Origin of the sequence: Novosphingobium sp. UBA6272, assembly GCF_002440635.1 — a bacterium.
Taxonomy (GTDB): Bacteria; Pseudomonadota; Alphaproteobacteria; order Sphingomonadales; family Sphingomonadaceae; genus Novosphingobium.
The window spans coordinates 230,977-255,279 of the sequence record NZ_DJUW01000003.1 but is presented as its reverse complement, the minus strand read 5'-3'; the positions used below and the strand labels follow the sequence as shown (position 1 = coordinate 255,279).

The 24,303-nt window shown below is 62.6% G+C and carries 23 protein-coding genes and 1 tRNA gene; 10 read left to right on the top strand and 14 right to left on the bottom strand.

All coding sequences use genetic code 11. The features are described 5' to 3' along the window. The first annotated feature begins 71 nt into the window (after nucleotides 1–71). Nucleotides 72–1,061 carry a mechanosensitive ion channel family protein gene (locus B2V17_RS03610; protein ID WP_292995269.1) on the top strand — a complete coding sequence of 330 codons (990 nt, stop codon included), beginning with the start codon at nucleotides 72–74 and terminating at the stop codon, nucleotides 1,059–1,061. 100 nt (nucleotides 1,062–1,161) lie between these two features. Here B2V17_RS03610 and nhaA read toward each other — a convergent pair whose 3' ends face one another. From nhaA to B2V17_RS03585, 5 genes are all read right to left on the bottom strand, one after another. Continuing rightward, complete coding sequence (nhaA, locus tag B2V17_RS03605) at nucleotides 1,162–2,442, bottom strand: Na+/H+ antiporter NhaA (protein WP_292995267.1); 1,281 nt, start codon at nucleotides 2,440–2,442, stop codon at nucleotides 1,162–1,164. Nucleotides 2,443–2,567: 125 nt separating this feature from the next. Continuing rightward, nucleotides 2,568–2,720: a hypothetical protein gene (locus B2V17_RS03600; protein WP_292995265.1), complete on the bottom strand. Its 153-nt coding sequence runs from the start codon at nucleotides 2,718–2,720 to the stop codon at nucleotides 2,568–2,570. Nucleotides 2,721–2,829: 109 nt separating this feature from the next. Next, complete coding sequence (locus B2V17_RS03595) at nucleotides 2,830–3,867, bottom strand: potassium channel family protein (protein WP_292995263.1); 1,038 nt, start codon at nucleotides 3,865–3,867, stop codon at nucleotides 2,830–2,832. 234 nt (nucleotides 3,868–4,101) lie between these two features. Further along, nucleotides 4,102–4,320, bottom strand: a complete 219-nt coding sequence (locus tag B2V17_RS03590) for a conjugal transfer protein TraD (protein ID WP_292995289.1) — start codon at nucleotides 4,318–4,320, stop codon at nucleotides 4,102–4,104. A 22-nt stretch (nucleotides 4,321–4,342) separates the two neighbouring features. Continuing rightward, nucleotides 4,343–4,648 carry a conjugal transfer protein TraD gene (locus B2V17_RS03585; protein WP_292995261.1) on the bottom strand — a complete coding sequence of 102 codons (306 nt, stop codon included), beginning with the start codon at nucleotides 4,646–4,648 and terminating at the stop codon, nucleotides 4,343–4,345. A gap of 172 nt (nucleotides 4,649–4,820) precedes the next feature. Here B2V17_RS03585 and traA point away from each other — a divergent pair, with 172 nt between their 5' ends. Both traA and B2V17_RS03575 read left to right on the top strand, forming a co-directional pair. Continuing rightward, the gene (gene traA / locus B2V17_RS03580; protein ID WP_292995259.1) at nucleotides 4,821–7,706 is read left to right on the top strand and encodes a Ti-type conjugative transfer relaxase TraA; all 2,886 of its coding nucleotides are present in this window, start codon (nucleotides 4,821–4,823) and stop codon (nucleotides 7,704–7,706) included. Between the two features lie 10 nt (nucleotides 7,707–7,716). Then, a complete protein-coding gene (locus tag B2V17_RS03575; RefSeq protein ID WP_292995257.1) occupies nucleotides 7,717–8,478 on the top strand; it encodes a DUF6118 family protein in 762 nt (253 codons plus the stop codon). Nucleotides 8,479–8,634: 156 nt separating this feature from the next. Here B2V17_RS03575 and B2V17_RS03570 read toward each other — a convergent pair. The 3 genes from B2V17_RS03570 to B2V17_RS03560 all read right to left on the bottom strand — a co-directional run bounded on the left by B2V17_RS03570 (nucleotide 8,635) and on the right by B2V17_RS03560 (nucleotide 9,890). Further along, nucleotides 8,635–8,711, bottom strand: a tRNA-Met gene (locus tag B2V17_RS03570). A 66-nt stretch (nucleotides 8,712–8,777) separates the two neighbouring features. Continuing rightward, nucleotides 8,778–9,332 (bottom strand): 2'-5' RNA ligase family protein, encoded by a 555-nt coding sequence (locus tag B2V17_RS03565; protein ID WP_292995255.1) that lies wholly within the window; start codon nucleotides 9,330–9,332, stop codon nucleotides 8,778–8,780. 9 nt (nucleotides 9,333–9,341) lie between these two features. Next, nucleotides 9,342–9,890 carry a peroxiredoxin gene (locus tag B2V17_RS03560; RefSeq protein ID WP_292995253.1) on the bottom strand — a complete coding sequence of 183 codons (549 nt, stop codon included), beginning with the start codon at nucleotides 9,888–9,890 and terminating at the stop codon, nucleotides 9,342–9,344. Between the two features lie 169 nt (nucleotides 9,891–10,059). Here B2V17_RS03560 and B2V17_RS03555 point away from each other — a divergent pair, with 169 nt between their 5' ends. Continuing rightward, on the top strand, nucleotides 10,060–12,030 hold the full coding sequence (locus B2V17_RS03555; RefSeq protein WP_292995251.1) for an alkyl/aryl-sulfatase: 1,971 nt from the start codon (nucleotides 10,060–10,062) through the stop codon (nucleotides 12,028–12,030). A gap of 4 nt (nucleotides 12,031–12,034) precedes the next feature. Here B2V17_RS03555 and mltG read toward each other — a convergent pair whose 3' ends face one another. The 3 genes from mltG to B2V17_RS03540 all read right to left on the bottom strand — a co-directional run bounded on the left by mltG (nucleotide 12,035) and on the right by B2V17_RS03540 (nucleotide 14,641). After that, the gene (mltG, locus tag B2V17_RS03550) at nucleotides 12,035–13,012 is read right to left on the bottom strand and encodes an endolytic transglycosylase MltG (protein ID WP_292995249.1); all 978 of its coding nucleotides are present in this window, start codon (nucleotides 13,010–13,012) and stop codon (nucleotides 12,035–12,037) included. Further along, on the bottom strand, nucleotides 13,012–14,271 hold the full coding sequence (gene fabF, locus B2V17_RS03545) for a beta-ketoacyl-ACP synthase II (protein ID WP_292995247.1): 1,260 nt from the start codon (nucleotides 14,269–14,271) through the stop codon (nucleotides 13,012–13,014). The genes mltG and fabF overlap by 1 nt, the downstream gene beginning before the upstream one ends. A 133-nt stretch (nucleotides 14,272–14,404) precedes the next feature. After that, on the bottom strand, nucleotides 14,405–14,641 hold the full coding sequence (locus B2V17_RS03540) for an acyl carrier protein (RefSeq protein WP_185664839.1): 237 nt from the start codon (nucleotides 14,639–14,641) through the stop codon (nucleotides 14,405–14,407). 160 nt (nucleotides 14,642–14,801) lie between these two features. Between B2V17_RS03540 and B2V17_RS03535 the strand changes: the two genes are divergently transcribed. Beyond that, nucleotides 14,802–15,302, top strand: a complete 501-nt coding sequence (locus B2V17_RS03535) for a hypothetical protein (protein ID WP_292995242.1) — start codon at nucleotides 14,802–14,804, stop codon at nucleotides 15,300–15,302. 21 nt (nucleotides 15,303–15,323) lie between these two features. Here B2V17_RS03535 and aspS read toward each other — a convergent pair whose 3' ends face one another. Next, on the bottom strand, nucleotides 15,324–17,105 hold the full coding sequence (gene aspS, locus B2V17_RS03530) for an aspartate--tRNA ligase (RefSeq protein ID WP_292995240.1): 1,782 nt from the start codon (nucleotides 17,103–17,105) through the stop codon (nucleotides 15,324–15,326). Nucleotides 17,106–17,221: 116 nt separating this feature from the next. On the opposite strand from aspS, the gene rnd reads away from it, so the two are divergent. From rnd to B2V17_RS03515, 3 genes are all read left to right on the top strand, one after another. After that, entirely contained in the window at nucleotides 17,222–18,445 is a 1,224-nt protein-coding gene (gene rnd / locus B2V17_RS03525; protein ID WP_292995238.1) for a ribonuclease D, read from the top strand. After that, nucleotides 18,442–19,338, top strand: a complete 897-nt coding sequence (locus B2V17_RS03520; protein WP_292995236.1) for a hydrogen peroxide-inducible genes activator — start codon at nucleotides 18,442–18,444, stop codon at nucleotides 19,336–19,338. The genes rnd and B2V17_RS03520 overlap by 4 nt, the downstream gene beginning before the upstream one ends. 94 nt (nucleotides 19,339–19,432) lie before the next feature. After that, nucleotides 19,433–20,284 carry a phosphatase PAP2 family protein gene (locus B2V17_RS03515; protein ID WP_292995234.1) on the top strand — a complete coding sequence of 284 codons (852 nt, stop codon included), beginning with the start codon at nucleotides 19,433–19,435 and terminating at the stop codon, nucleotides 20,282–20,284. Here the strand turns inward: B2V17_RS03515 and pgsA are convergent. Beyond that, on the bottom strand, nucleotides 20,281–20,874 hold the full coding sequence (pgsA, locus tag B2V17_RS03510; protein WP_292995232.1) for a CDP-diacylglycerol--glycerol-3-phosphate 3-phosphatidyltransferase: 594 nt from the start codon (nucleotides 20,872–20,874) through the stop codon (nucleotides 20,281–20,283). The two genes, B2V17_RS03515 and pgsA, sit on opposite strands and share 4 nt — an antisense overlap. 110 nt (nucleotides 20,875–20,984) lie before the next feature. Here pgsA and B2V17_RS03505 point away from each other — a divergent pair, with 110 nt between their 5' ends. Beyond that, nucleotides 20,985–22,298: an MFS transporter gene (locus B2V17_RS03505; protein ID WP_292995230.1), complete on the top strand. Its 1,314-nt coding sequence runs from the start codon at nucleotides 20,985–20,987 to the stop codon at nucleotides 22,296–22,298. Here B2V17_RS03505 and B2V17_RS03500 read toward each other — a convergent pair. Then, nucleotides 22,286–22,483: a hypothetical protein gene (locus B2V17_RS03500; RefSeq protein WP_292995228.1), complete on the bottom strand. Its 198-nt coding sequence runs from the start codon at nucleotides 22,481–22,483 to the stop codon at nucleotides 22,286–22,288. The two genes, B2V17_RS03505 and B2V17_RS03500, sit on opposite strands and share 13 nt — an antisense overlap. A 148-nt stretch (nucleotides 22,484–22,631) precedes the next feature. Here B2V17_RS03500 and B2V17_RS03495 point away from each other — a divergent pair, with 148 nt between their 5' ends. Further along, nucleotides 22,632–24,302, top strand: coding sequence for a thiamine pyrophosphate-binding protein (locus B2V17_RS03495; RefSeq protein ID WP_292995226.1), 1,671 nt, complete (start codon nucleotides 22,632–22,634; stop codon nucleotides 24,300–24,302). Nucleotide 24,303 lies beyond the last annotated feature (1 nt).

The following is a 24,303-nucleotide window of genomic DNA, read 5'->3' as shown; positions in this document are numbered from 1 at the left end:
TTTAATGGGTCCTGAGCCTAGAGACCTCATGAAGATGGGGCTGGAATTTCAAACTCTGCTATTGATGAGATATGACCAAGCCCAACGAAATTCTGAGCCGCGAGATATTCAGCATCGGGTCAACCGGGATTTCGCTGCAATCGATCACTTCGGCCGCGATCATAATTGCGGCAAGTTTTCTGGCGGTGTGGCTGATCCGCTATCTGATCGGCCGGGCGCAAAAACGGCTTGGGGAAAATCGGGCCTCAACCTTGTATGTCGGCGGGCAGGTAGCGCGATATGTGATCGTCGTGGCTGCGATTGCTGCCGCCATTTCAGCACTTGGCGTCGATCTCTCGGCTCTCTCGCTGTTCGCGGGTGCCCTAGGCGTGGGCATCGGTCTTGGCCTCCAGGACGTTGTCAAGAATTTCGTCTGCGGTCTGATTTTGTTGTTCGACGGCAGCATCGAAATTGGCGATTTTGTAGAGATTGATGAGGGTGCAGCGGGTGCAGTAGCCGCGATTGGCCCCCGTGCGACAACCTTGAGGACGAATGACAATGTCGATGTCCTCGTCCCGAACGCAAACTTGCTCAATGGACGGCTGAAAAACTGGACGCGGGACCGGGCGTCACGCCGTATCCATATTCCGTTTCCTGTCGCTTATGGGTCAGACAAGGAACTTGTCAGGCTGGCCGCTCTTGAAGCGGCGGCGGCGGTGCCTTTCACCCTACCCGACACGCCAAACCGCAAGGCGCAGGTCTGGATGACGGGTTTCGGCGATTCAGCACTCAATTTCGAATTGGTGGTCTGGCCAAGCCTAGAGGCTGTCAAGCGACCCGGGTCGATGATGGCAGCCTATCACTGGGCACTTGATGACGCATTGCGCAGCCACGGCATCGAAATACCCTTCCCACAATCAGAGGTCCGGCTCCGCAGCTATTATGGGGTGGAAGGCCGCGCCGCCATGGAGGTAATTGCAGGAAAGGAGAAACAACCGCTTCCTGAGAATCCCAAGGTTCCGAAAATGGTCTCGGTGAACGATGCCGCGCAAGACGTTGCAACCGGGGGGGATGGCGACTAACTGGCAGAACTTTTTTCGGCGATGCCGGCCCCATGGCCGAGAACTAAGCGTTGTTCAGCTATGGCATGAGAGTGTGCTAGGCCAATCGCATTACCGAGAATCAGAGGGTGCCGGTAACCGTTTCGATCGCGGTCACATCACCGTCCGTTGCAATCTCCCGCTCAATCTCTGCTTCCGCGCCCATTGCGTCAGCGGCAGGCGAAGCAAACCTAAGAACCAAAAAGCCGAGCACCCCAGCTAGCAATGATCCGGCCATGACGCCCAGCTTGGCTTCTTCGACCAGTTCGGGCGTAGTGGCGAAGGCGAGCATCCCAATAAAGAGGCTCATGGTGAAACCGATGCCGCACAGCGCGGAAAGACCATAGACCTGAAGCCAGGTCGAACCACGCGGGCGTTGGGCAATGCCAAGTTTTACCGCGATCCATATCGACGAGAATATGCCGAGCTGCTTACCCAAGAAAAGCCCGGCTGCGATACCGAGCGGAAGCGGTTGTAGCAGGGTGCCGAGGCTGAAGCCTTTGAGAGAAATTCCGGCATTGGCAAAACCAAACAGCGGAACAATCAGAAATGCAGACCAAGGATGCAGACCGTGTTCAAGCCGGTGCAATGGGGAATCTGGTGAATCCGGCTTGCCGGGCGATGCCACCACCGGCACGGTGAAAGCAGCCAGGACACCGGCGATAGTTGCATGGACGCCCGATACCAGAACGGCGAACCAGAGCAGCGCAAAGCCCGCCAGATAGGGAGCAAGGTGGCGCACTCCTGTCCGGTTTAACAGCATCATGCCGCCAAGAATGGCAGCTGCCGCGAGCAATGCGAGGCCCTTGATGCTGGCCGTATAGGCCAGCGCGATGATGACAACCGCTCCCATGTCATCGACTATGGCGACCGTGGTAAGGAACAGCTTGAGAGCAGTGGGAACCCGGCTGCCCAGAAGCGCCATCACCCCGATAGCAAAGGCAATGTCGGTCGCTGCCGGGATGGCCCAGCCGCGCGCCAGCGCGGGCGCACTTGCTGTGAAGGCGAGAAACACAAGTGCCGGGGCAGCCATGCCGCCAAGAGCTGCAATGAATGGCAGTCGGCGCTGCTGCCATGTGACCAGCCGCCCATCCACGAACTCGCGCTTGATCTCCAGACCGACCAGAAGAAAAAACACAGCCATCAACGCATCGTTGATCCACAGATGGACCGTCATGGGGCCGAGCTTGTCGCTCAGGACCGGCCCAGTTTCAGCATGCAGCAGGTTAAAATAGCTATCCGCCAGCGGACTGTTTGCGACAACCATCGCCAAAATCGCAACCAGCATCAGGATTACGCCGCCAGCCGCTTCGCTTGCCAGAAAATCGCGCAAGGCAGAATTAGAACGACTGGTACTGGTCATAGATTCAAGTTTCCAAATTGTCTCTTCGAGCTCCCCACTAGCAGCTTCATGCAGCAGCGGTCTGCAAAAACCGGCGGTTCGACCCTGCAAACGGTCGGGCAGAACGCCCTAAGGACATTCGGGGTTCAACCGATATCGTCGCCAGCTTCGATGACGCCTACAATCTCGCCGGGAATGATCGAGCGGCGGCATCCCACGACACCGTCTCTCAAGGGAAAGGCCACAAATCCGAGATTGCAGGTTAACTTCCTAATGGCCGCGAAGCCGACACTGCTCATCGTCAAATGGATGGTGGAAACAGTGCAAGTCAGTCTACCGATACTCACCTGCTTTCCTGATCATCGATCGCTCGCTTACCTTTTCGCTTCCACACGGCCAGCAAACCGATCATGGCGCCACCGTCACAATCTCTACCAGAAGGTCACCAGACTTGACGACGGGTTCGCTGCCCTGCGCAGCGGCGACTGGTGCTCCATCGCGGATAAGTCGGACACCCAAACCCGTCCTGAGATCCGTCAGCGCTTTTCCGACTTCGGCCCCTTCAGCAGTCCGCTCACGCAGAACAACCTGTCCGTCCGACGCCGCCAGATCGCGCAGATATTCAACCGCATGCTGGTGCGCTGAGGACCTGGCGAGCAGATGGCCTCCGAGGCTCACCGGGTTTATGACGACATCCGCCCCCGCCTGGGTGAGCAGACTTTCATTCTCTTGCGCGCGCACAGTCGCGCTGATCTTGATTGAGTCATTGAGTTGCCTCGCAGACAAAACGACGAGTGCAGTGGCATCATCCTTGCTGGTCGCCACAAGCAGAGCTTGCGCCGTCGATATCTTTGCGGCCTTGAGAACAGCATTGCTGCGGGCATCGCCAACGATTCCGATCAGCCCAATCGCGGTTGCTTCATCAATCCGCTCCTGCAAAGGATCGATGGCGATGATCGATTCCGGTGCATGGCCGATCCGCAGCAGTTCCTGTGCAGCCAGCGCTCCGCCCGTGCCAAATCCGCAGATGATTGTATGGCCCTTGAGTGTTCGTCTGGTCATTCGCGTTCTGAACTGCTCCCATTGATGCTGTAACACAAAGGTGTAGGCCGTCCCCAGGAATATCAGCCAGACGAATATCCGGACAGGAGTGACCACGAACGTATCGAACATCCGCGCCCGGTCGGTCACGGGGACGATATCGCCATAACCGACGGTCGTAACAGTCACGGCAGTGAAATAGACAACGTCAACCAGCGACACTTCTCCATCTACATTGTCGCGCAACCCGCCCCGGTCGAGCCAGTGGCCGCCCAGCGCGACGCCGATCAGCGCCAGGACAATTGCTCCCCGCATTGCGAGCGCCTGCCAGACCGACAGTCTTGGCCGACGTTGAAATGCGAGCTTTGGCAATGGAATAGATCCGTGCGAATTTTTGGTCTTCATGTCAGCAGGCCCCTCACCTTGCCGAGCCCCGCACCGCAAACCGAATGTTTGGAATGGCCGAATCCGCAGTTTTCTGATTCGCATGGTATCGGACCGGTAAGATCGGGTAAATGTCCTTGACCAATTGACAGATGCCATCAGCCGCAAAGCGTGAGCGGCAGCAATGGAACACTGTTGTCAGTTCCCGGACCTCTCTGATTGAACAAACGAGCCGTGAAGGGCATCAACGGCAACCTATCCAGTTTCGAACGCCCGCTTGCCCTTCCGCTTCCAAAGCAACAGTGCCTGTTCGCGTTCTTCGCCTCGCAGCTTGGCGGCAACCGTGAGGAACGCGCCGTAGAGCGTTGCGCGATCATCGTCGGCCAGTTCGACCAGCCCGGCCTTCACGACCAGGCCGCCCAGTTCGATCAGTTGCCGCGTGCGTTCGCGGCGCTTGACCTGCCATTCGCGCATGTCGGTTCGCGCCTTTCGTGCCTCAAGCCGATGCCGCGCCGCCGTGAAGCGGGAGAGTGCCATCCGGCTGGCGTTCAGTTCCTTCGCCACGCTTGCGCGCCTTGCTCTGAAAGAAGGCCGCGCCACGCTTGCGCCACGCCTCCTTCCGTTGGGCTTCGCTGGTTTCCGCAATGACCAGCAGTGCACCGGCCAGCGTTTCCGCATCTGTCGCATCGGCCCCGGTGGCGATCACCAGTTCGCCAAGCTGCTGCACGCGGCGTTCCTTGAGCTGCCTTGCCTTATCGGCGAGTGCCTTGAGTTCCGAATCAAAGTCACGAGGTTTGCGCATCGAAGTTCTCCGTTGTGGGGCGATGTGCTGATGATAATATCGATGCTCACCCAATGCTGTAGAGTCGTAGAGACGGCCTGATACTGAATAGTCCCGAGCAGGATTTTATCATGGGAGGGCGCGCTTATACGTCGTGCCGACGTTGCGCTCATGGCGTAGATGGATTGCCGACATGGCGATCTTCCACCTCTCCGTCAAAGTCATCAGCCGGTCGAGCGGGCGCAGCGCAGTAGCAGCCGCCGCCTATCGCGGGGCCGAGCGGCTGCACGACGAACGGCTCGACCGTGACCATGATTTCACCAACAAGGACGGGGTCGTTCATTCCGAAGTGATGTTTCCGGAGGGTGCACCGGAGGAATTCGGTACCCAAGAAAAGCTCTGGAATGCGGTGGAGGCTGCCGAGAAACGCAAGGACGCGCAGCTATCCCGCGAGGTCGAATTCGCCATTCCGCGCGAGCTGACCAGGGAACAGGGCATCGAGTTGGCGCGCGAATTCGCAGAAGCCGAGTTCGTCGAAAAGGGCATGATCGCCGACCTCAATGTCCATTGGGATATTGGCGCGGACGGTCAGCCCAAACCCCACGCCCATGTCATGCTCACCATGCGCGAGGTCGGCAAAGACGGGTTCGGCGCGAAGGTGCGCGAGTGGAACAAGGCCGAACTGGTCGAGCAGTGGCGCGAACGCTGGGCCGATCATGTCAATCAGCGCCTGGCCGAACTCGACATCGACGCGAGCGTCGATCACCGCAGCCTGGAGGCGCAGGGCATCGCGCTGGAGCCGCAAGACAAGATCGGCCCCGCCGCATCGCGAATGGGCGAGCGCGGGCTAGAGGCGGAACGGATAGAGGAACACCGTGCCGTCGCGCATCGCAATGGCGAGCGGATCATCGCCAATCCCAAGGTCGCGCTTGACGCGATCACGCACAGCCAAGCCACGTTCACAGGCCGTGACCTGGCGATGTTCGTGCACCGGCACAGCGACGGAAAAGAGCAGTTCGATCTGGCGATGAGTGCGGTGCGCGGCTCGCCTGATATGATTGCGCTGGTCAAGGACGGACGCGGCGAAGACCGGTTCACCTCGCGCGCCATGATCGAAACAGAACAGCGGTTGCAACGCGCATCGGGATTGATGGCGGAGCGCGAGCGGAACGGCGTCGATCAGAAAGACCGGGAAGGAGCGCTGGTGCGCGCCAAGACACGAGGCCTGATCCTGTCCGGCGAGCAGCGCGCGGCGTTCGAGCATGTGACCGATAATCGCGGCCTCAGTGTTGTCGTCGGCTATGCCGGGACCGGCAAGAGCGCGATGCTGGGCGTGGCGCGCGAGGCCTGGGAAGGCGCTGGCTATACCGTTCGCGGTGCCGCGCTGTCAGGCATTGCCGCCGAGGGTCTGGAGCACGGTTCGGGCATCGCATCGCGCACCATCGCCAGCCTTGAGTATCAGTGGGGTCAGGGCCGCGAATTGCTCACGTCCCGTGACGTGCTGGTCATCGACGAAGCAGGCATGGTCGGCACGCGCCAGATGGAGCGCGTGCTGTCCCATGCCGCCTATACGGGCGCGAAAGTTGTCCTGGTTGGGGACCCTCAGCAGCTCCAGGCTATCGAAGCCGGAGCGGCGTTTCGTGCAATCCACGAACGCCACGGCGGCGTCGAAATCAGTGAAGTCCGCCGCCAACATGACGGCTGGCAGCAGGACGCCACCCGGCATCTCGCGACCGGGCGCACCGGCCTTGCCATTCAGGCCTATGGCAAACGGGGCATGGTCCATGTTGCCGAGACGCGGGAGGCAGTGCGCGGCGAACTGATCGACCGCTGGGATCGCGATCGGCAAGCAAGCCCTGGCGATACGCGGATCATCCTGACCCACACCAATGATGAGGTGCGCGAGCTCAATGACGCGGCGCGCGGGCGGCTGCGTACGAGCGGCGAACTGGGCAAAGACGTGGCCATCCGCGCTGCGCGTGGCGATCGCCATTTCGCCAGCGGCGACCGCATCATGTTCCTCCGCAATGAGCGGGGCCTGGGCGTCAAGAATGGCACACTCGGCACCGTCGAGCAGGTGACGCCGCAACGCATGGCCGTGCGCACCGACGAAGGCCGCAACGTCGCATTCGATACCAAGGACTATGCCCATCTGGATCATGGCTATGCCGCCACGATCCACAAGGCGCAGGGCATGACGGTGGACCACGCGCACGTGCTGGCCACCCCCGGCATGGACAGCCACGGGGCTTACGTTGGTATGTCGCGTCATCGAGACGGCTTGGCCCTGCATTATGGCCGCGATGATTTCACCGATCAGTCAATGCTGGTCCGCACGCTGAGCCGCGAGCGCAGCAAGGACATGGCCAGCGACTACAAGCCCGAGCAGCAATTTGCCGAACGGCGCGGCATCACTTTCCGCGAACGTATCGTGGAGATCGCACGGCAGTTGCCGGAACGGGCGAAGTCGATCTTCGCCGGATTCCGCCCGCAAACCAACCGGCTCGAAGCGCTGCCCACCGATCAGGCTGGCCTGTCCGATCAGCGCCGCGCGGTCGAACGCTATGCCCGTGCCGCCGCCGACATCGGGCAGATGCGCGAACAGGGATTGCCGGTCCTGCCATACCAGCGTGACGCGCTGGAGAAGGCCGGAAAGGCGCTCGATGCGATCCGGCCTCATGGCACAGCCGACCTCGCCAGCGCCTTGCAGCGCCAGCCCTCGCTGGCGCGCGAGGCCGCCGATGGCCGCACCCAGGGCGCAATGCGCGCCATGAAACTTGAAGCCGAAATCCGCATTGATCCTGCTCAGCGCGCCGACCGCTTTGTGAGTGACTGGCAGCGGCTCGGGCAGGCGCGGGACATCATGAAGCGCGATGGCGACATTAGTGGCGCGCAAAGGCTCACCAACCGCATGACGGACATGGCGAAGGGACTGGAGCGCGACGCGCAGGTTGAATCCTTGCTGCGCGGTCGCACCCGCGAACTTGGCATCAAGACAGAACTCGGTCGCGATCTGGCCCGCGACCTTGCCGCTTCCATCTCGATGGAGCGGAGCCGGTCAATCGGCATGGGCCTGTAGGAGAAATGCGATGGATACCGATACGGATGACGTGGAACTGACCCTGGACCTTGAGCCGGAACCCGACCCTGACCCGCCCGCCCCGGAGGCCGCAGGCGATCCCGCCGCCGAGGCATTTACCCGCCTTGAAGGCGAGCTGGCACTCATGCGCCGGGCGGTCCAGCACCTTGCCGCCGAACGCGCCGACATTGTCATTCCCGACTACGGCGCAACCCTGACCGTAATGGCCAAGCGGATGAGCGCGATTAGCGAGAGCCTGAAAGGCATGGCTGGTCATCCGGCGATGCAGATGACCCCTGACAGCATCGGCAATCGGATCGCCGCAGCAGCCGAAGCTGCGCGGCGGACAGATCAAGACCGGATCAGCCAGGCACGGGACGATTTGCACCATGCAGCCCAGACTATGCGCAGCGTCACCGCCCACGCCCGTACAGCCGCCGAGCAACGGCAGCAGCTCTACCAGGTGGCGAGCGGAGCTTTTCTGGCAGGTATCCTGCTATGGTCGTTCCTTCCCGGCACAATCGCCCGCGCTATGCCCGATAGCTGGCACTGGCCCGAACGCATGGCGGCGCGGATGCTAGGCGAATCCACACGTTGGGATGCAGGCGCGCGGCTAATGCAGAGTGACAGCGCCGAGGCATGGAAAGTATTGGTGCAGGCCGCTGACATCCAGCACGACAACCGCGATGCCATCGACGCTTGCCGGAAGTCTGCCGCAACCTCGCAGCAGCCGGTGCGATGCACAGTCAGGATTCGTGCGGGGAGAAGATAGTGAAGCTGAGCGGTAACGTCGAAGGGCGCGCGAAACGATCCCAGAGAGGGGCATAGCAGCCCACTCGAACCCAGATAAAGTGTGGGAACAAATGTGGTTTCGATTTTCCGAGAAAGTCATATTATCCTTTGAAAACCAAGTGATAAATGACTTGAATGGTAGCGGAGGAGGGACTCGAACCCCCGACACGCGGATTATGATTCCGCTGCTCTAACCGGCTGAGCTACTCCGCCATACCATGGCTTGCCCGCCGCCGTCGTGCGGGCAGGCGGCGCACATAGGGTGGACGTGGCCCCCGGTCAAGCACCCTCTTTGCCGCGAAACTTCCATGTCCCCACCGCATCCCAATGCGGGTTTCGGTAGAGGTGCAAACCCAGGCCGGTGAAGGCAAAGCGGCGCAGCGGAAGCAACGCGTGCAGTTGCTGTTGCAGGGCCAGCGCCTCGGCCCGCGTGACCTTGTTCTGGATCGTGATGTGGAGCTTCTTGCCGCCTTGGTCCTGCCTGGTCAGCATGTCCCAGAAATGCTCGGCGATCCGCTCGCGCACAGCCATCAGGCCGGGAGAGCGCAAAGCGATCGCGGTCCCCTGCCCCAGGTCCATCACGCCGGTCACCTCGGCTTGTGGCGCGGCAAATTCACCAGCCATCTTCGCTAGAAAGCGGGGCAGCTCCTCGCGCAGCGAAGGGGCGAAGGAATGGAACAGGGTAACGTGAGCCTTCAGGTGATTGCGCTCAGGCGGGAAATGCTCCGCGCGCAGGCTGTTGGACCACGAAAAGATGTCGACCGGCAACTCGCCGGTGACGATGAAAGGTGCGGACGGCGGATGGGAGGGGGAAGTTGCAGCCACCGCCCGCACCTAGCTCAATCAGGCGGCCTGGGCTACCGGCTCGTTGGTCAGCGCGGCGAGCAGCCTCTCCGGCGCGGTTTCGCCATAGGGATCGCTGTCGGATCCATCGTCGTTGATACCCGGTTCCTCGAACCAGTGGGTAACAGCGTTATCATCGACGATCATGGCATAGCGCCACGAGCGCAGGCCGAAGCCGAGGTGGTCCTTGTCGATCAGCATTCCCATCCGGCGGGTGAAGTGACCCGAGCCGTCGGGCAGCAGCTTAACCTTCTCCAGGCCAAGGCTCTTGCCCCACTGGTACATCACGAAGGCATCGTTGACCGACAGGCAGTAAACCTCGTCGACCCCGGCGGCCTTGAACACGTCATAGAGGCGTTCGTAGTTCGGGCATTGCTCGTTGCTGCAAGTCGGGGTGAAGGCTCCGGGCAACGAAAAGACCACGACTTTCTTGCCGGCGAATTCATCACGGACATTCAGGTCCTGCCAGCGAAACGGATTGGGCCCGCCCAGCGCTTCGTCGCGGACCCTGGTCTTGAGGGTTACATCGGGAATGGTACGTCCAAGCATTGCTATGATCTCCTTGTCGCGCTGCCCGTTAAACTCAGGCGTCTAATCGGCAAAATTGGCTGTTATGCTCACAATGATCGTCAAAGCCATTTAATGGCCCAGTTGAATGCGCTTGCTTCGAAACGTGCCCAACCGCATCCTGTTCCCCGGAGAGAGGAGACCACCCACCATGTATCGCCATGCCCTGCGCCTGAGCGTCCTTGCCTTGCTGCTGAGCGGAACCGCCGCGCTCGCTGAACCCGCCCAGGATCCCGCGCTGCAGCCCAAGGAGGCCAGCCCGGCCACGATCAAGGCACAGCAGGCTGCCGCCGGAACGCTGCCCTCAGAAGACGGGCGCGATGCCGAATTCGCCCGGCGCGGATTTGTAGCCACCCGGGACGACCCCATCATCCGCAATGCCCAAGGCAAGCCGGTCTGGAACCTTGCCGCCTATGACTTCGTCACCGGCGCGGCGCCAGCCACGGTCAATCCCTCGCTGTGGCGTGAAATGACCAACCTGCGCCTCCACGGCCTCTACCAGGTCAGCGATGGAGTCTGGCAGGTGCGCGGGTTCGACATTTCGAACATGACCTTGATCCGCAGTGATAGCGGCTGGATCATTGTCGATCCACTGACCAACCGCGAAACGGCCGCGGCGGCGCTGGAACTGGCCAATGCCAAGCTGGGTGCACGGCCGGTGATCGCCGTGATCTACAGCCACAGCCACGGCGACCATTATGGCGGCGTGCGGGGGATCGTGGCCGAAGCAGACGTCAAGGCTGGCAAAGTCGCGATTATCGCGCCGGACCACTTCATGAAGGAAACCGCCTCGGAAAACGTGATGGCCGGTGCCGCCATGGGCCGCCGGGCGACTTACCAGTTCGGCACATCACTCACCCCGGGACCAAAAGGGCAGATGGGATCGGGGATCGGGCCCGGCGTAGCCGGCGGCGAGATCACGCTGATCCCGCCCACCGATACGATCCTAAAGACCGGGGACACCCGCACGATCGACGGGGTGAACCTGGAATTCCAGATCGTTTCGGGCAGCGAGGCGCCGAGCGAGCTCAACGTCTACATCGTGCCCCGGAAGGTGTTTCTTTCGGCCGAGATGAGCACCTGCTCGCTGCACAACATTCTGACCCCGCGCGGGGCCAAGGTGCGCGATACCCATGCCTGGGCTGGCTATCTTGATGAGGCGCTGCGGCTGTATGGCGTGCGCAGCGACGTGGTCATCTCCAGCCACTGCTGGCCGCGCTTCGGCCAGGGCGAAGTCGCCACCATGCTGGCAAGCCAGCGCGACAACTACCGCTATCTCCATGACCAGAGCGTGCGGCGGATGAACCAGGGCCAGACCCAGGTCGAAATCGCCGAAGGGCTGGTTCAGCCTCCCGAACTGGCCGGACAATGGTACAACCGCGGCTACTACGGGACCTACAGCCACAATTCCAAGGCGGTCTACCAGTGGTACCTTGGTTGGTATGACGGCAATCCCGCCAACCTCCACCCCTGGCCGCCGCAGGAGCGCGCCCGGCGCTATGTCGAAGCTATCGGCGGCGCGAAGAAGGTGCTGGCCGTGGCGCGCAAGGCCATGGCAGCGGGTGACTATCGCTGGTCGTCGGACCTGCTCAACCAGCTGGTCTTCGCCGATCCGGCCAACAAGCAGGCCCGCGCGCTGCTGGCCGACAGCTATGAGCAGCAGGGCTATCAGGCCGAAAGCGGGATCTGGCGCAACCAGTTCCTTTCCGCCGCGCGCGAACTGCGCCAGGGCTATGAACCGCGGCCGATCCAGGCACAGGGCGTCGACATGATTTCGGCGGTGCCGACCCAGCTGCTGCTCGATACAATTGCGACGCGCTATGCACCCGAGCGAATGATTGCACCGGTAACGATCAATCTGGTGCTGACCGATACCAGGGAAGATGTCGGGATCGAAGTCGGCAAGTCAGTCCTGATAGCTCGGGTCGGTCAGCCGGGAGCGAGCCCGAACGTTACCATAACCGGTCCGCGCCGGGCTATGCTGGGGCTGTTCTTCCTCAAAATGCCGCTGGCCCAGCTTCAGGCCATGGGCGTGAAAGTGGATGGCGATCCGGCGGCGGTAGCGGCCTTGCAGGCGGCGCTCGATCCGATTTCCAATGGGTTCAACATCGCCGAACCCTGAGAGATCAGAAGTCGCCGCGTTCCTTGCGGATCGTGTACCACTTCTGCACGTTGGCGTTGTGCTCTTGCAGGGTCGTTGCAAAGGCGTGTCCGCCAGTGCCGTCGGCGACCATGTAGAGCACGTCGGTCTGAGCCGGATTGAGCACGGCAGCAATCGAATCGCGCCCAGGGTTGGTGATCGGTCCGCGCGGAAGGCCGGTCATCGTGTACGTGTTGTAATCATTGACCGCGTTGATCTCGGACTGCCGGATCCGCCGGCCGAGCGGCTTGCCCTTGGTGATCGGGTAGATGATCGTGGGATCGGCCTGGAGCAGCATGCTCTGCCGCACCCGGTTTGAATAAAGCCCAGCGACCATCTTGCGCTCGCTCGGCTTGCCGGTTTCTTTTTCGACGATCGAGGCAAGGATCACGGCTTCCTGCGGGGATTTGACCACCGTGCCAGAACCGCGCTTTTCCCATTCCTCGGCCAGGGCTTTCTGCATTGCTGCCTGCATCCGCGCGACTACCGCCTTGCGGCTTTCCCCGCGCGCGATCTCGTAAGTATCGGGCAGGATCGTGCCTTCCGCCGGCACGGCGACCTCACCGGTGAGCCAGGGATTTGCCATCAACCGCTCGTGCACCATGATCGAGGGCATACCTTCGGGCACGGTCACGAACCGGCGCAGCACTTCGTCGCCGGTGATCAGGCCGAACACCTGCGACATCGAGGCATTTGCCGGCAGTTCGAACTCACCGGCCTTGATCGTCGAACCGATCCCCAGCACCCGCGCCCGCAGCTTGAATGCCGAAGCGGAGGAGATCATCCCCTCCTTCTCCAGCTTGGCCGCGACGCTCGACAGGCTCGATCCGTCGGGCACGGTGAAGGCCGCGGTCTTGCCCAGCGGGCCTGACGAATACCATCCGCCGACGAACCAGGTCATCCCGACCAGAATCAGCGCCAGCACCGCCAGAAACGGCGTGCGGCCCCAGCGCGATCCCAGCATCAGTCGACTGCCTTGACGATCACGCTGGCATTGGTTCCGCCGAACCCGAACGAATTGTTCAGCGCGGCGCGAACGGTGCGCTTGCGCGCCACCTTGGGTACCAGATCGACGCCTTCGGTCCCCTCGTCGGGATTGTCGAGGTTGAGCGTCGGCGGGACGATCTGGTCGCGGATCGCGAGGATGCAGAAGATCGTCTCGACCGCGCCGGCCCCGCCCAGCAGGTGGCCGATGGCCGACTTGGTGCTGCTCATCGAGGCACCGCTGAGATCATCGCCCAGAACGCGCTTGACCGCGCCCAGTTCGATCGTATCGGCCATGGTCGAAGTGCCGTGGGCGTTGACATAGTCGATGTCGCCCGGCCCCATCCCGGCCTTGCGCAGTGCCATCCGCATCGACAGCTCGGCACCCTTGCCTTCGGGATGCGGTGCGGTGACGTGGTAGGCATCGCCCGACAAGCCATAGCCGACCACTTCGGCATAGATCTTCGCGCCGCGGGCCTTGGCGTGCTCGTATTCCTCAAGCACGACCACCCCCGCGCCCTCGCCCATCACGAAGCCGTCGCGGTCCTTGTCATAGGGACGGCTCGCCTCGGTCGGGCGGTCGTTAAAGCTGCAGTTGAGCGCGCGGGCCTGGGCGAACCCGGCCACGCCCAGCGGATTGATAGTCCCTTCGGCGCCGCCCGCCAGCATGATGTCGGCATCGCCGTCCTTGATCATCCGCGCGGCATCGCCGATCGAGTGCGCCCCGGTCGAGCAGGCGGTGACCACCGCATGGTTCGGCCCCATCAGGCCATATTTGATGCTGACCTGACCCGAGATCAGGTTGATCAACCGGCCATGCACGAAGTGCGGCGAAACCCGGCCCGGTCCTTTTTCGTGCAGCACAATCGATTCGCTCTCGATTCCGGGAAGCCCGCCGATGCCCGATCCGATCGAGCAGCCAGTGCGCTCCTTCAGATCGTCGCTCATCTCGGTCAGCCCGGCATCTTCGAGCGCCTGTCCGGCGGCATCGATACCATAGATAATGAACGGATCGACCTGCCGCTGAACCTTGTGATCGACCCGTTTGCCCGGATCGAACCCGTATTCATGGTCCGGTCCCTTGACCTCGCACGCGATCGTGCATTTCTGGTCCGAGGCATCGAACCGGGTGATCGGTCCGGCGCCGCTCTTGCCGGCGATCAGGTTGGCCCAGGTCGTCTCGACATCGCCGCCCAAAGGGGTGACAAGGCCAAGACCGGTTACGACAACACGCCGCATTGCACTTTCTCCAAACCAAAAAAGACAACAGGCCCAGCCCATTGCGGGCCGAGCCTGTCAAAGACCATGAACTGGGTCAATCGCCATCCAGAATGGCCGGGATTGGACAGTCAGGCCTGAAGACCAAAGGCGATCAGCCCTTGTTGTCGTTGATGTACTTGATCGCGTCGGAGACGGTGCTGATCTTTTCAGCAGCATCGTCGGGAATTTCGACGCCGAATTCTTCTTCGAAGGCCATGACCAGTTCAACGATGTCGAGCGAGTCAGCGCCCAGATCGTCGATAAAGCTGGCATCTTCGGTAACCTTGTCAGCCTCGACCCCGAGGTGCTCGACAACGATCTTCTTAACCCGGTCGGCGGTGTCGCTCATGGTGTGTCCCTTCGTGAACGGCAGATGAAATTCAGTTGGACTTCGCCCTAGAGAAGCCCGCGCGCGCTGGCAAGAGGGTGCACCGATTGCACATATCGCCAATGCACTTTAAGCCTGCCTAAACGGCACTTTGCCGCGCTTTCTCCGCCAAGGATTCCCGATGTTCAAACCTCGAATCGCCCTTGCCGCCGCCGCTTGCGTCGCGCTCGCCCTGCTCCCCTCGGCCGCTTCCACCCAGGAACGCAATGCTGAAACCCGCCAGCACCTGACGATTTGGGCGGATTCGTTCAGCGCGGCCTTCACCCCGGGCTGGTGGGAAGGCGAAATGCAGGCCTTCGATAGCAGCGGTAAGCTGGTCGACAGCACCAAGAACCCGTCCTGCATCAAGGCGGGCGAATCGAACAAGCTCGCCACCGAAATGCACGATGCGATGAATTCGATTGCGGATGTCGGCAATTGCACCTCGCGGTCGGGCGGCGCAGGATCGCTCGAACTTGAAATGCGCTGTACGATGGGCGACCGTCAGGTCAGCTTCCTGTCGAAAGGCCAGTACAGCGATGGCGTGGTCGACTGGAGCGTCGACTTCAAGTTCTCCGGCCCCGATGCCCCCCAGACCCAGTCGATGAAGGTCAGCGCCCGGCGCACCCGCACAAGTTGCTAGGAAGTCGACCGGGCGAGCGGATCAGCCCTTCGCCGGTTCGATCACCCGGATGTGCAGTTCGCGCAGCGCCTTGGGTTCAGGGACCGAGGGCGCACCCATCAGCAGGTCTTCGGCGCGCTGGTTCATCGGGAACAGCGTGATTTCCCGCAGGTTCTGTACCCCGCAGAGCAGCATCACCATGCGGTCGACCCCGGCCGCCATCCCGCCATGCGGCGGCGCGCCGTACTGGAACGCGCGGTACATGCCGCCGAACCGCTCTTCGACATCGGCCTGGCTGAGCCCGACCAGTTCGAAGGCCTTGACCATCAGGTCCGGATGCTGGTTGCGTATCGATCCCGAGGCCAGTTCATAGCCGTTGCAGACCATGTCGTACTGATATGCCTTGATCGTCAACGGATCCTGGCTTTGCAGCGCCTCCATCCCGCCCTGCGGCATCGAGAACGGGTTGTGCGCAAAGTCGAGCTTCTTGTCCTCCTCATCCCATTCGTAGAACGGGAAATCGATGATCCAGCAGAACTTGAACGCATCCTTGTCGATCAGTTCAAGCTGTTCGCCGGTGCGGGTGCGCGCCTGCCCGGCCAGCTTGGCGGCCTGCTCCGGCTTGCCGGCGGCGAAGAACGCCCCGTCATCGGGGCCGAGGCCCAGTGAATCCCACAGCGCGGCCATCTTGTCTTCGCCGTGGTTCTTGGCGATCGGGCCGCCGAACACGCCGCCCTTGCGGGTGGCATAGCCCAGCCCGGCATGGCCTTCGCTGCGGGCCCATTCATTCATGTCGTCAAAGAACTTGCGGCTCTTGTCGGCGGTGTTGGGGGCCGGGATCAACCGGACCACGCCGCCCGAACCGACGATCTTTTCGAACAGGCCAAAGCCCGAGGCGGTAAATTCGCTGGTCACGTCGCGTATGATCAGCGGGTTCCGCAGGTCCGGCTTGTCGGTGCCGTAATCGAGCATCGCCTGGGCATAAGGAATGCGCGGAAACTCGCCCGCCTTGGTCACGGTCTTGCCCTCGGCAAAGGTTTCGAAGATCCCCGCCATCACCGGTTCCATCGTATCCCAGACTTCTTCCTGGGTGACGAAGCTCATCTCCAGGTCAAGCTGGTAGAACTCGCCCGGCAGCCGGTCGGCCCGCGGGTCTTCGTCGCGGAAGCACGGGGCGATCTGGAAGTACCGGTCAAAGCCCGCGACCATCAGCAGCTGCTTGTACTGCTGCGGCGCCTGCGGCAGCGCGAAGAATTTGCCTGCGTGGATCCGGCTGGGCACCAGAAAGTCGCGCGCGCCTTCGGGGCTGGAGGCGGTCAGGATCGGGGTCGAGTATTCGGTAAATCCGATATCTTCCATCCGCCGCCGGGTTTCCCGGACGATCGCGGCGCGCTTGACCAGGTTGGCGTGGAGCGTCTCGCGGCGCAGATCGAGGAAGCGGTACTTCAGCCTTACATCCTCGGGATATTCCTGCTCGCCAGCCACCGGCAGCGGCAGTTCCTCGGCCCGGCTCAGCACGGTTGCCACTCGGGCATAGACCTCGATCTCACCGGTCGGCAGGTTGGGGTTCACCGTGCTGTCGCTGCGGGCCTTCACGTTGCCCTCGATCGTGACAACCGATTCCACCCGCAGGCCCTCGAGCACCGCCAGCGCCGGGCTGTCCACATCAGCGACGATCTGGGTCATGCCGTAGTGATCGCGCAGGTCGACGAATAGCACGCCGCCATGGTCGCGCTTGCGGTGGACCCAGCCCGAAAGACGGATCGTCTGGCCAACGTCGGAAGCGCGCAGCGCGCCGCAGGTGTGCGAACGATAAATATGCATCGAAACTCTTTCCAAGCTGCCCACTTTGTTGCAGGGGCGAAAGCGCGGGCTAACAGGCGAATCCCGTGCTTTTGTCAAGCCGCGACCCCGCACGGGGTCACCTACAGAAAAGAACGATGAAGATACATCCTTTGATTACGACGTCCGAAGCGCTTTCGGACCTGTGCACCCGGCTCTCCAAGGCCGATTTCGTGTGCGTCGACACCGAATTCATGCGCGAGAACACTTACTGGCCAGAACTGTGCCTGATCCAGATCGCCGACAGCCATGAGGCCGCGGCGGTCGATCCGCTGGCCAAGGATATCGATATGTCCCCGCTGCTCGACCTGCTGGTCAACAACGAGGACGTGCTGAAGGTCTTCCACGCCGGCGGACAGGACGTCGAAATCGTCTACAACCTGACCGGTAAGACCCCGCACCCGATCTTTGACACCCAGATCGCGATGATGGCGGTCAGCCAAAGCGAGCAGATTGGCTATTCGAACCTGGTAGAAAGCTGGCTGGGCCTGCAGATCGACAAGGGCGCGCGCTTTACCGACTGGGGACGCCGCCCGCTGACTGAGCGGCAGATCGACTACGCGATCGGCGATGTCACCCACCTCGCGAAGATCTTCCCCAAACTGCTGCAGCGCCTGATCAAGACCGGGCGCGGCGAATGGCTGGATATCGAGATGGAAAAGCTGGCCGATCCGGCGGGCTACAAGAACGATCCCGATCTCGCCTGGCACCGGATCAAGGCGCCGGGCCGCAATCCGGCAATGCTCGGCCGGCTCAAGGCGCTGGCCCATTGGCGCGAGCTGGAAGCGCAGGACAAGAACATCCCGCGCGGCCGGATCGCCCGCGATGAAACCGTGGCTGACATCGCCGCGCATCCGCCCAAGACCCAGGCCGACCTGGCCAAGGTTCGCGGCCTTTCGGCGGCGTGGAAGGACAACGAAATCGGCCGGCGGATGATGGCCGCGATCGAGAATTCCAAACCGCTCACCGAAGCCGAACTGCCCCCCCGCACCCCGCGCGGTGCACCGCTGGGCAAGGAAGGCGCGCTGGTCGCCGACCTGCTCAAGCTGCTGCTCAAGATCCGCAGCCGCGAGATCGATGTCGCGTCCCGCCTGCTGGCGCGGAGCGAGGATCTGGAATTGCTCGCCGCCGGAATCCGCGAACTGCCGCTGCTCAAGGGCTGGCGCTTTGACGTGTTCGGCCGCGACGCGCTCGATCTGGTCGAAGGCAAGATGGCCTTCGCGGTGGTCAACGGGAAGCTCAAGATGACCCGGGTTGAGGTAGCTGCCGAGGCCGAAGCAGCCGATTCGGCCGAAAGCACTGAGGCCGAGGCTGCCGAATGACCACTTACCTGCCCACGCTCAAGCAGCTGCAATATCTGGTGGCGCTGCATGAGCATGGGCATTTCGGGCGCGCTGCGGATGGCTGTTTCGTCTCACAGTCCACGCTGTCGGCGGGGCTGCGCGATCTGGAAACCTTGCTGGGGGTGACTCTGGTCGAGCGGACGAAGCGCGCGGTGCGGTTCACCCCGCTGGGCAATGCCGTGGTCGCCAAGGCGCACCGCCTGTTGCGCGAGGCCGAAGAGCTTTCGGACATGGTCCAATCCGCCGGCCAGCCGCTTTCGGGCGAAGTGCGGATGAGCGTGATCCCGACGATTGCTCCGTTCCTGCTGCCGAGGATGCTGCCGCGCCTGCGCCGCGAACGGCCGCAGTTGAAGCTCTACCTGCGCGAGGAAACCAGCGCGGCGGCAATCGAATCGCTGCACCATGGCCGCTCCGACTGCGTACTGCTCGCCCTGCCCTATCCGACCGGCGAGGTGGAGAAGGAAACGATCGAGCTCGACGCGCTGTGGGTCGCCTTTCCTAAGGACGATCCGCGCGATCCGCCGGCCGAGATCTCGGCCGATCTGATCGACGAGAACCGGCTGCTCCTGCTCGAGGACGGGCACTGCCTGAAAGAGCACGCGCTCGCCGCCTGTAACCGCCCGGAACTGCGCGCCAGCGCGACGATGATCGGGACCTCGCTCCACACCCTGGTGCAGATGGTCGACAATGGCCTGGGCCTGACCATGCTGCCGGAAATGGCGCTCGATGCCGGGATCCTCAACGGCACCCAGGTGGTCGCCCGCCCGCTGATCAGCGCAAGCGCCAACCGCGAAATCGCCCTGGTCTGGCGCAAGAACAGCCCCCGCGCAGAGGAATTCCGCCTGCTGGCCGAGGAGCTGCGGGCTGGCTGAGCTGCTTCCGCTAACCAGCCGTTTACCATAAGCCCCTATCGCGCTGGTCATGGCTAGTGTTGCGCCTCCCGCCCCGGTTCAGTCCTATTGGCAGATGCTGGCCCTGCCCCGTCACGATGCGATGGCGGTGCTGGGAGTTTGCGTGATTGCCGTGCTGGCGTTCGGATCGAGCGCAGCGTTCGGGCTAAGCTTCAACCCGCCGCTGCACCTGATGTTGCTGATGCCGGCCGTGGCTGGTCTGCTCGCCTTCGTCTATCACCTGTGGCGGCCGCGCGAGAACCAGCTGTTCCAGGTTCTGGTCTATTCCGCGCTTTGGTCGCTGTTGCCCACTGCGGGAACCCAGCTGACCTTTCTGGCCAGCACCGCCGCGATGCCGCTGCAGACCGACCTGTTCGCCGCGGCGGACCGCGCCATCGGCTTTTCGTGGATCGACTGGGCGAACTTCGTCCGGGCGCGGCCCTGGCTCGAATGGGTCACGGCCAAGGCCTATGTCTCCTACGCACTCCAACCCTATCTGGCGCTGATCCTGATCGCCTATTTCGGATCGGCCCGGCGCAATGCCCAGCTGATGATCGCGACGATGATCGCGCTGGTGATCACGATTGTAATCAGCGCGCTGATCCCGGCGGTCGAACCTGCCCATGCCTACGGCTTCAAGACCCCGGCGTGGGAAGCGCACGAGGCGTTGCGGGCCGGACAGCGAAGCGACCTGCCCTATGTCGGGATCATCTGCTTCCCGTCGTTTCATACGGCGATGGCAATCCTGTTCACCGCAACCTATTGGCGGATGCCACGCTGTTTCTGGCCGGCGGCGGCGCTGAATGCGGTGATGCTTCTGTCGGTGCCCTACAGCGGCGATCACTATATGATAGATTTGATCGGCGGACTGGTAGTCGCGGCAATCGCGATAAAACTGACCTGGCGGCTCGTACCCGAACCGGCTTAGTCCATGTGCTTGAGGCCGACCCGCAGGTAATCCCAGCCGGTCACCAGCGTCAGGACCGCCGCCGCCCACAGCGTAGTCAGGCCCACGGTGTGCGGCACATTGGCGACCAAACCGCCCAGATCGACGTTCCACTCCGGCAGCGCGCGGCCCAGGATCAACGCGCCAAGGCAGATCATCTGGAAGGTCGTCTTCCATTTGGCGAGGCGGCTGACCGGCACCGAAACCTGCAATCCGCCCAGAAATTCGCGCAGCCCCGATACGGCGATCTCGCGCGCCAGGATGATCAGTCCGGCGATCACGTGGGCATCGCCCACAAACGGCCCGCGCAGCAGGCCCTGGGCGGCGAGGACGAGAATCACCGTCGCGACCATGATCTTGTCGGCAATTGGATCGAGGAACTGACCCAGCTTGCTGACCGCCCCGCTCGACCGGGCGAGATAACCATCGAAATAGTCGGTGATTCCCATCGCGCAGTAGAGCACGAAGGCCATCAGATAGCCCGTTTCCCATTCCGGCCACCACATCAGGAAGACCAGCAGCGGCAGCGCGACGATCCGTGACAGCGTCAGGATGTTGGGCAGGGACATCATGTGGCATGGCATAGCGATCCATCCCTTCGGGCAAAAGAGATACTTCGGGCTTGTCCGCAGGGGATCAGCCGCTAGGGTCCGCGCCAACCGGGGCTATCCGCAGCGAGTTCATGACCACCCAGACCCATCTTATTCACAGTCGGCGCTTTCTTCCGCTGTTCGTGACCCAGCTGCTCAATGCCTTCAATGATAACCTGTTCAAGAACGCGATGGTGCTGTTCGTGGTCTATCAGGTCTATCAGTCGGAAGCGGCCGAGGGGCAGTTCAGCGCGATCGCCTCGGGCATTTTCATCCTGCCGTTCTTCCTGCTTTCGGCGATTGCCGGACAATTGGCCGACATGCGCGACAAGGCGCGGATCATCCGGATGGTCAAGGCGGCGGAAATCGGGATCATGGCGATCGGCGCCGCTGGACTCGTCATGGCCTTCGAAGGCATTCTGGTTCACGCCGTTGCGATCCCGCTGATGCTGCTCGCGCTGTTCGGCATGGGGGTTCATTCGACCTTCTTCGGCCCGATCAAGTACGCGATCCTGCCTCAGCATCTGCATCAGGACGAAGTACTGGCCGGAACCGGACTGGTCGAGGCCGGTACCTATATCGCGATCCTGGCTGGGACGATCGTCGCCGGCTGGATCCCGGTCGAATGGGCCGCCGCGGGCGTGGTGATCACGGCGGTCATCGGGTACTTTACCAGCCGTCAGGTCCCGCCCGCCCCGCCGATGAGCGATCCCGAGCCGCTCGACTATCACTTCATCCGCGCCTCAATCCAACTGGTCCGCAAGACCTCGCACGACAAACGGGTGTTCCTGGCGATCATGGCGATCAGTTTCTTCTGGACGATCGGAACCGTGCTGTTCGTGCAGTTCCCGCCGCTGGCCAAGAACGTGCTGCACGCCAGCAAGGAAGTGGCCAGCCTGTTCCTGGTGATCTTCTCGGTCGGGGTTGCGATCGGCTCGATGTCGGTCAACGCACTCTTGAAGGGTACCGTTTCAGCGCGCTATTCGCCGATTTCGGTACTGGTGATGGGGCTGTTCGTGGTCGCCTTCTACCTGGTCTGCCGACAATGGAGCGATCCCGTTGGCGGGACAATGCACGATGTCGCGGGCTTCCTTGCGCATCCGATGTCCTATGCGCTGATGATCTGTCTGCTGGGCATCGCGGTGGCGGGCGGGATGTTCGTGGTTCCGCTCTATGCCTTCCTGACCACTTTCGTCGACAAGACCCAAACCTCGCGGACGATTGCCGCGAACAATATCGTCAATTCGGGCGCAATGGTGCTTGGCTCGCTGATCGCGACCGGCCTGTCAGCCGCCGGCGTGCCGATCGTCGATCAGGTTCTGCTCAGCGCGATTATGTGCATCTATTCGGCTTACCTTGGCCGCAAGCTGGTAGCGGCTGAGCGCGCCGCAGCTCAGGCGATATAGAGGCTGACCGCCAGAAAGCAGGCGCAATAGGCCATCAGAAAGTCGCGCAGGTCATCCAGCTTGAACCATGGCCGCCGACGCGCAGTGGCGCGAGGCTCGGTTCCCAACCGGATATGCGGGGCAAGCCCGGCCCGAAACGGGTGGCGGGCAGTTTCATCGGTAATGACCAGCGACCGTCTTTTCATGGAGCCAAGGTTAAGAACCTGTTGACCATCGTACCAGCCGGAAAATCGCGGTTAACGGCCACCTTCCCATAGTGGCACAGTAACCATGCCGGTGGTTTCATCCCCAACCAAAGTTGCCCCGGCAGCGCCCGCTCGCTAAAGCCCGCCCATGAGCTCAGACACGACAGTTAACGGCGGGCGCCTGCTCGTCGATTGCCTTATCGCCCAGGGTGCCGACCGGATCTTCACGGTCCCCGGCGAAAGTTTCCTCGCGGTGCTCGATGCGCTGCATGACTCGCCCGAAGTCCAGACCGTGATCTGCCGCCAGGAAGGCGGCGCGGCGTTCATGGCCTGCGCCGACGGAGCGATGACCGGCAAACCCGGCGTCTGCTTCGTCACCCGCGGCCCGGGCGCTACCAACGCCTCGATCGGGGTTCACGTCGCGATGCAGGATTCGCAGCCGATGCTGCTGTTCATCGGCGATGTCGATCGCGGGATGAAAGACCGCGAAGGATTTCAGGAAGTCGATTTCGGCCAGATGTTCGGCCCGCTGGCCAAGCTGGTCCTGCGGATCGACGATGCCAGGCGCATCCCCGAATATGTCGCCCGCGCCTGGACCGTGGCCCAGGCCGGACGCCCGGGACCGGTGGTGATTGCCCTGCCCGAGGACATGCTGCTCGATGAAGTCAGCGGGGTGGCTCCCCGCCCGGCGATCCACCGCCCGGCCCAGCCCCCCTGCCCCGATGCAATGCAGGTGATGATGGACCTGATCGCCGATGCCGCCGCGCCGGTGGCGATCGTCGGCGGGGCCGGCTGGCACGCCAAGGCGCGCGAGCACTTTACCGAGTTTGCCGAGCGGATCGGGCTGCCCGTGGCCGGCGCGTTCCGCCGTCAGGATGCAATTTCGAACGCCAGCAAGGTCTGGGCTGGCAACCTCGGCTATGGGCCCAATCCCAAGCTGGTCGAGCGGATCAAGCAGGCCGACCTGATCCTGGCGATCGGCGCACGGCTGGGTGAGGCGACTACCGACAGCTACACGCTGGTAACGCCCGAGCATCCCGGCCAGACCCTGATCCACGTCCATCCCGATCCCAATGAGCTTGGCCGGGTCTATCGCCCCGATCTGGCAATCTGTGCCGACATGGCCGAATTCGCCGAGGCGGCCGCGCTGTGGGACGACGATGTGGTGCCCTTCGATGCCGGCGAGGAAGCGCATGGTCAATGGTTGGACTGGACCAGCGCCAAGCCCGCGCCCTACCCGCTCGACATGGCGGCCTGCGTTACCGCGATGCGTGACACGCTGCCGGACGACAGCATCATCTGCAACGGCGCGGGCAATTTCTCGGGCTGGTGGCACCGCTATTGGCACTACAACGGTTTCCCGACCCAGCTGGCGCCAACCGCTGGCGCCATGGGTTATGGCGTGCCGGCAGCAGTCGCCGCCGCGCTGCGCCATCCGGAGCGGACCGTGATCGCGCTGGCCGGTGACGGTGATTTCCTGATGAACGGGCAGGAGCTGGCAACCGCGGTACAGTACGGCGCGGACCTGCTGGTCGTGCTGGTCGACAACGGCACCTACGGCACGATCCGGATGCACCAGGAGCGCGAGTTCCCGGGCCGGGTTTCAGGCACTACCCTGCACAATCCGGACTTCGCCGCGCTGGCGGTTGCCTACGGCGGCTGGTCCCAGCGGGTCGAAACCACCGAGCAGTTTCATGCCGCGCTGGGCGAAGCCAAGGACCGCAAAGGCCTGCGCCTGCTGCATCTGCTGATCGATCCAGAACAGCTCAGTGCCGGCGGTGCAACGATCTCCGGGTTGCGGGCGAAGGCGAAGGGGTAAC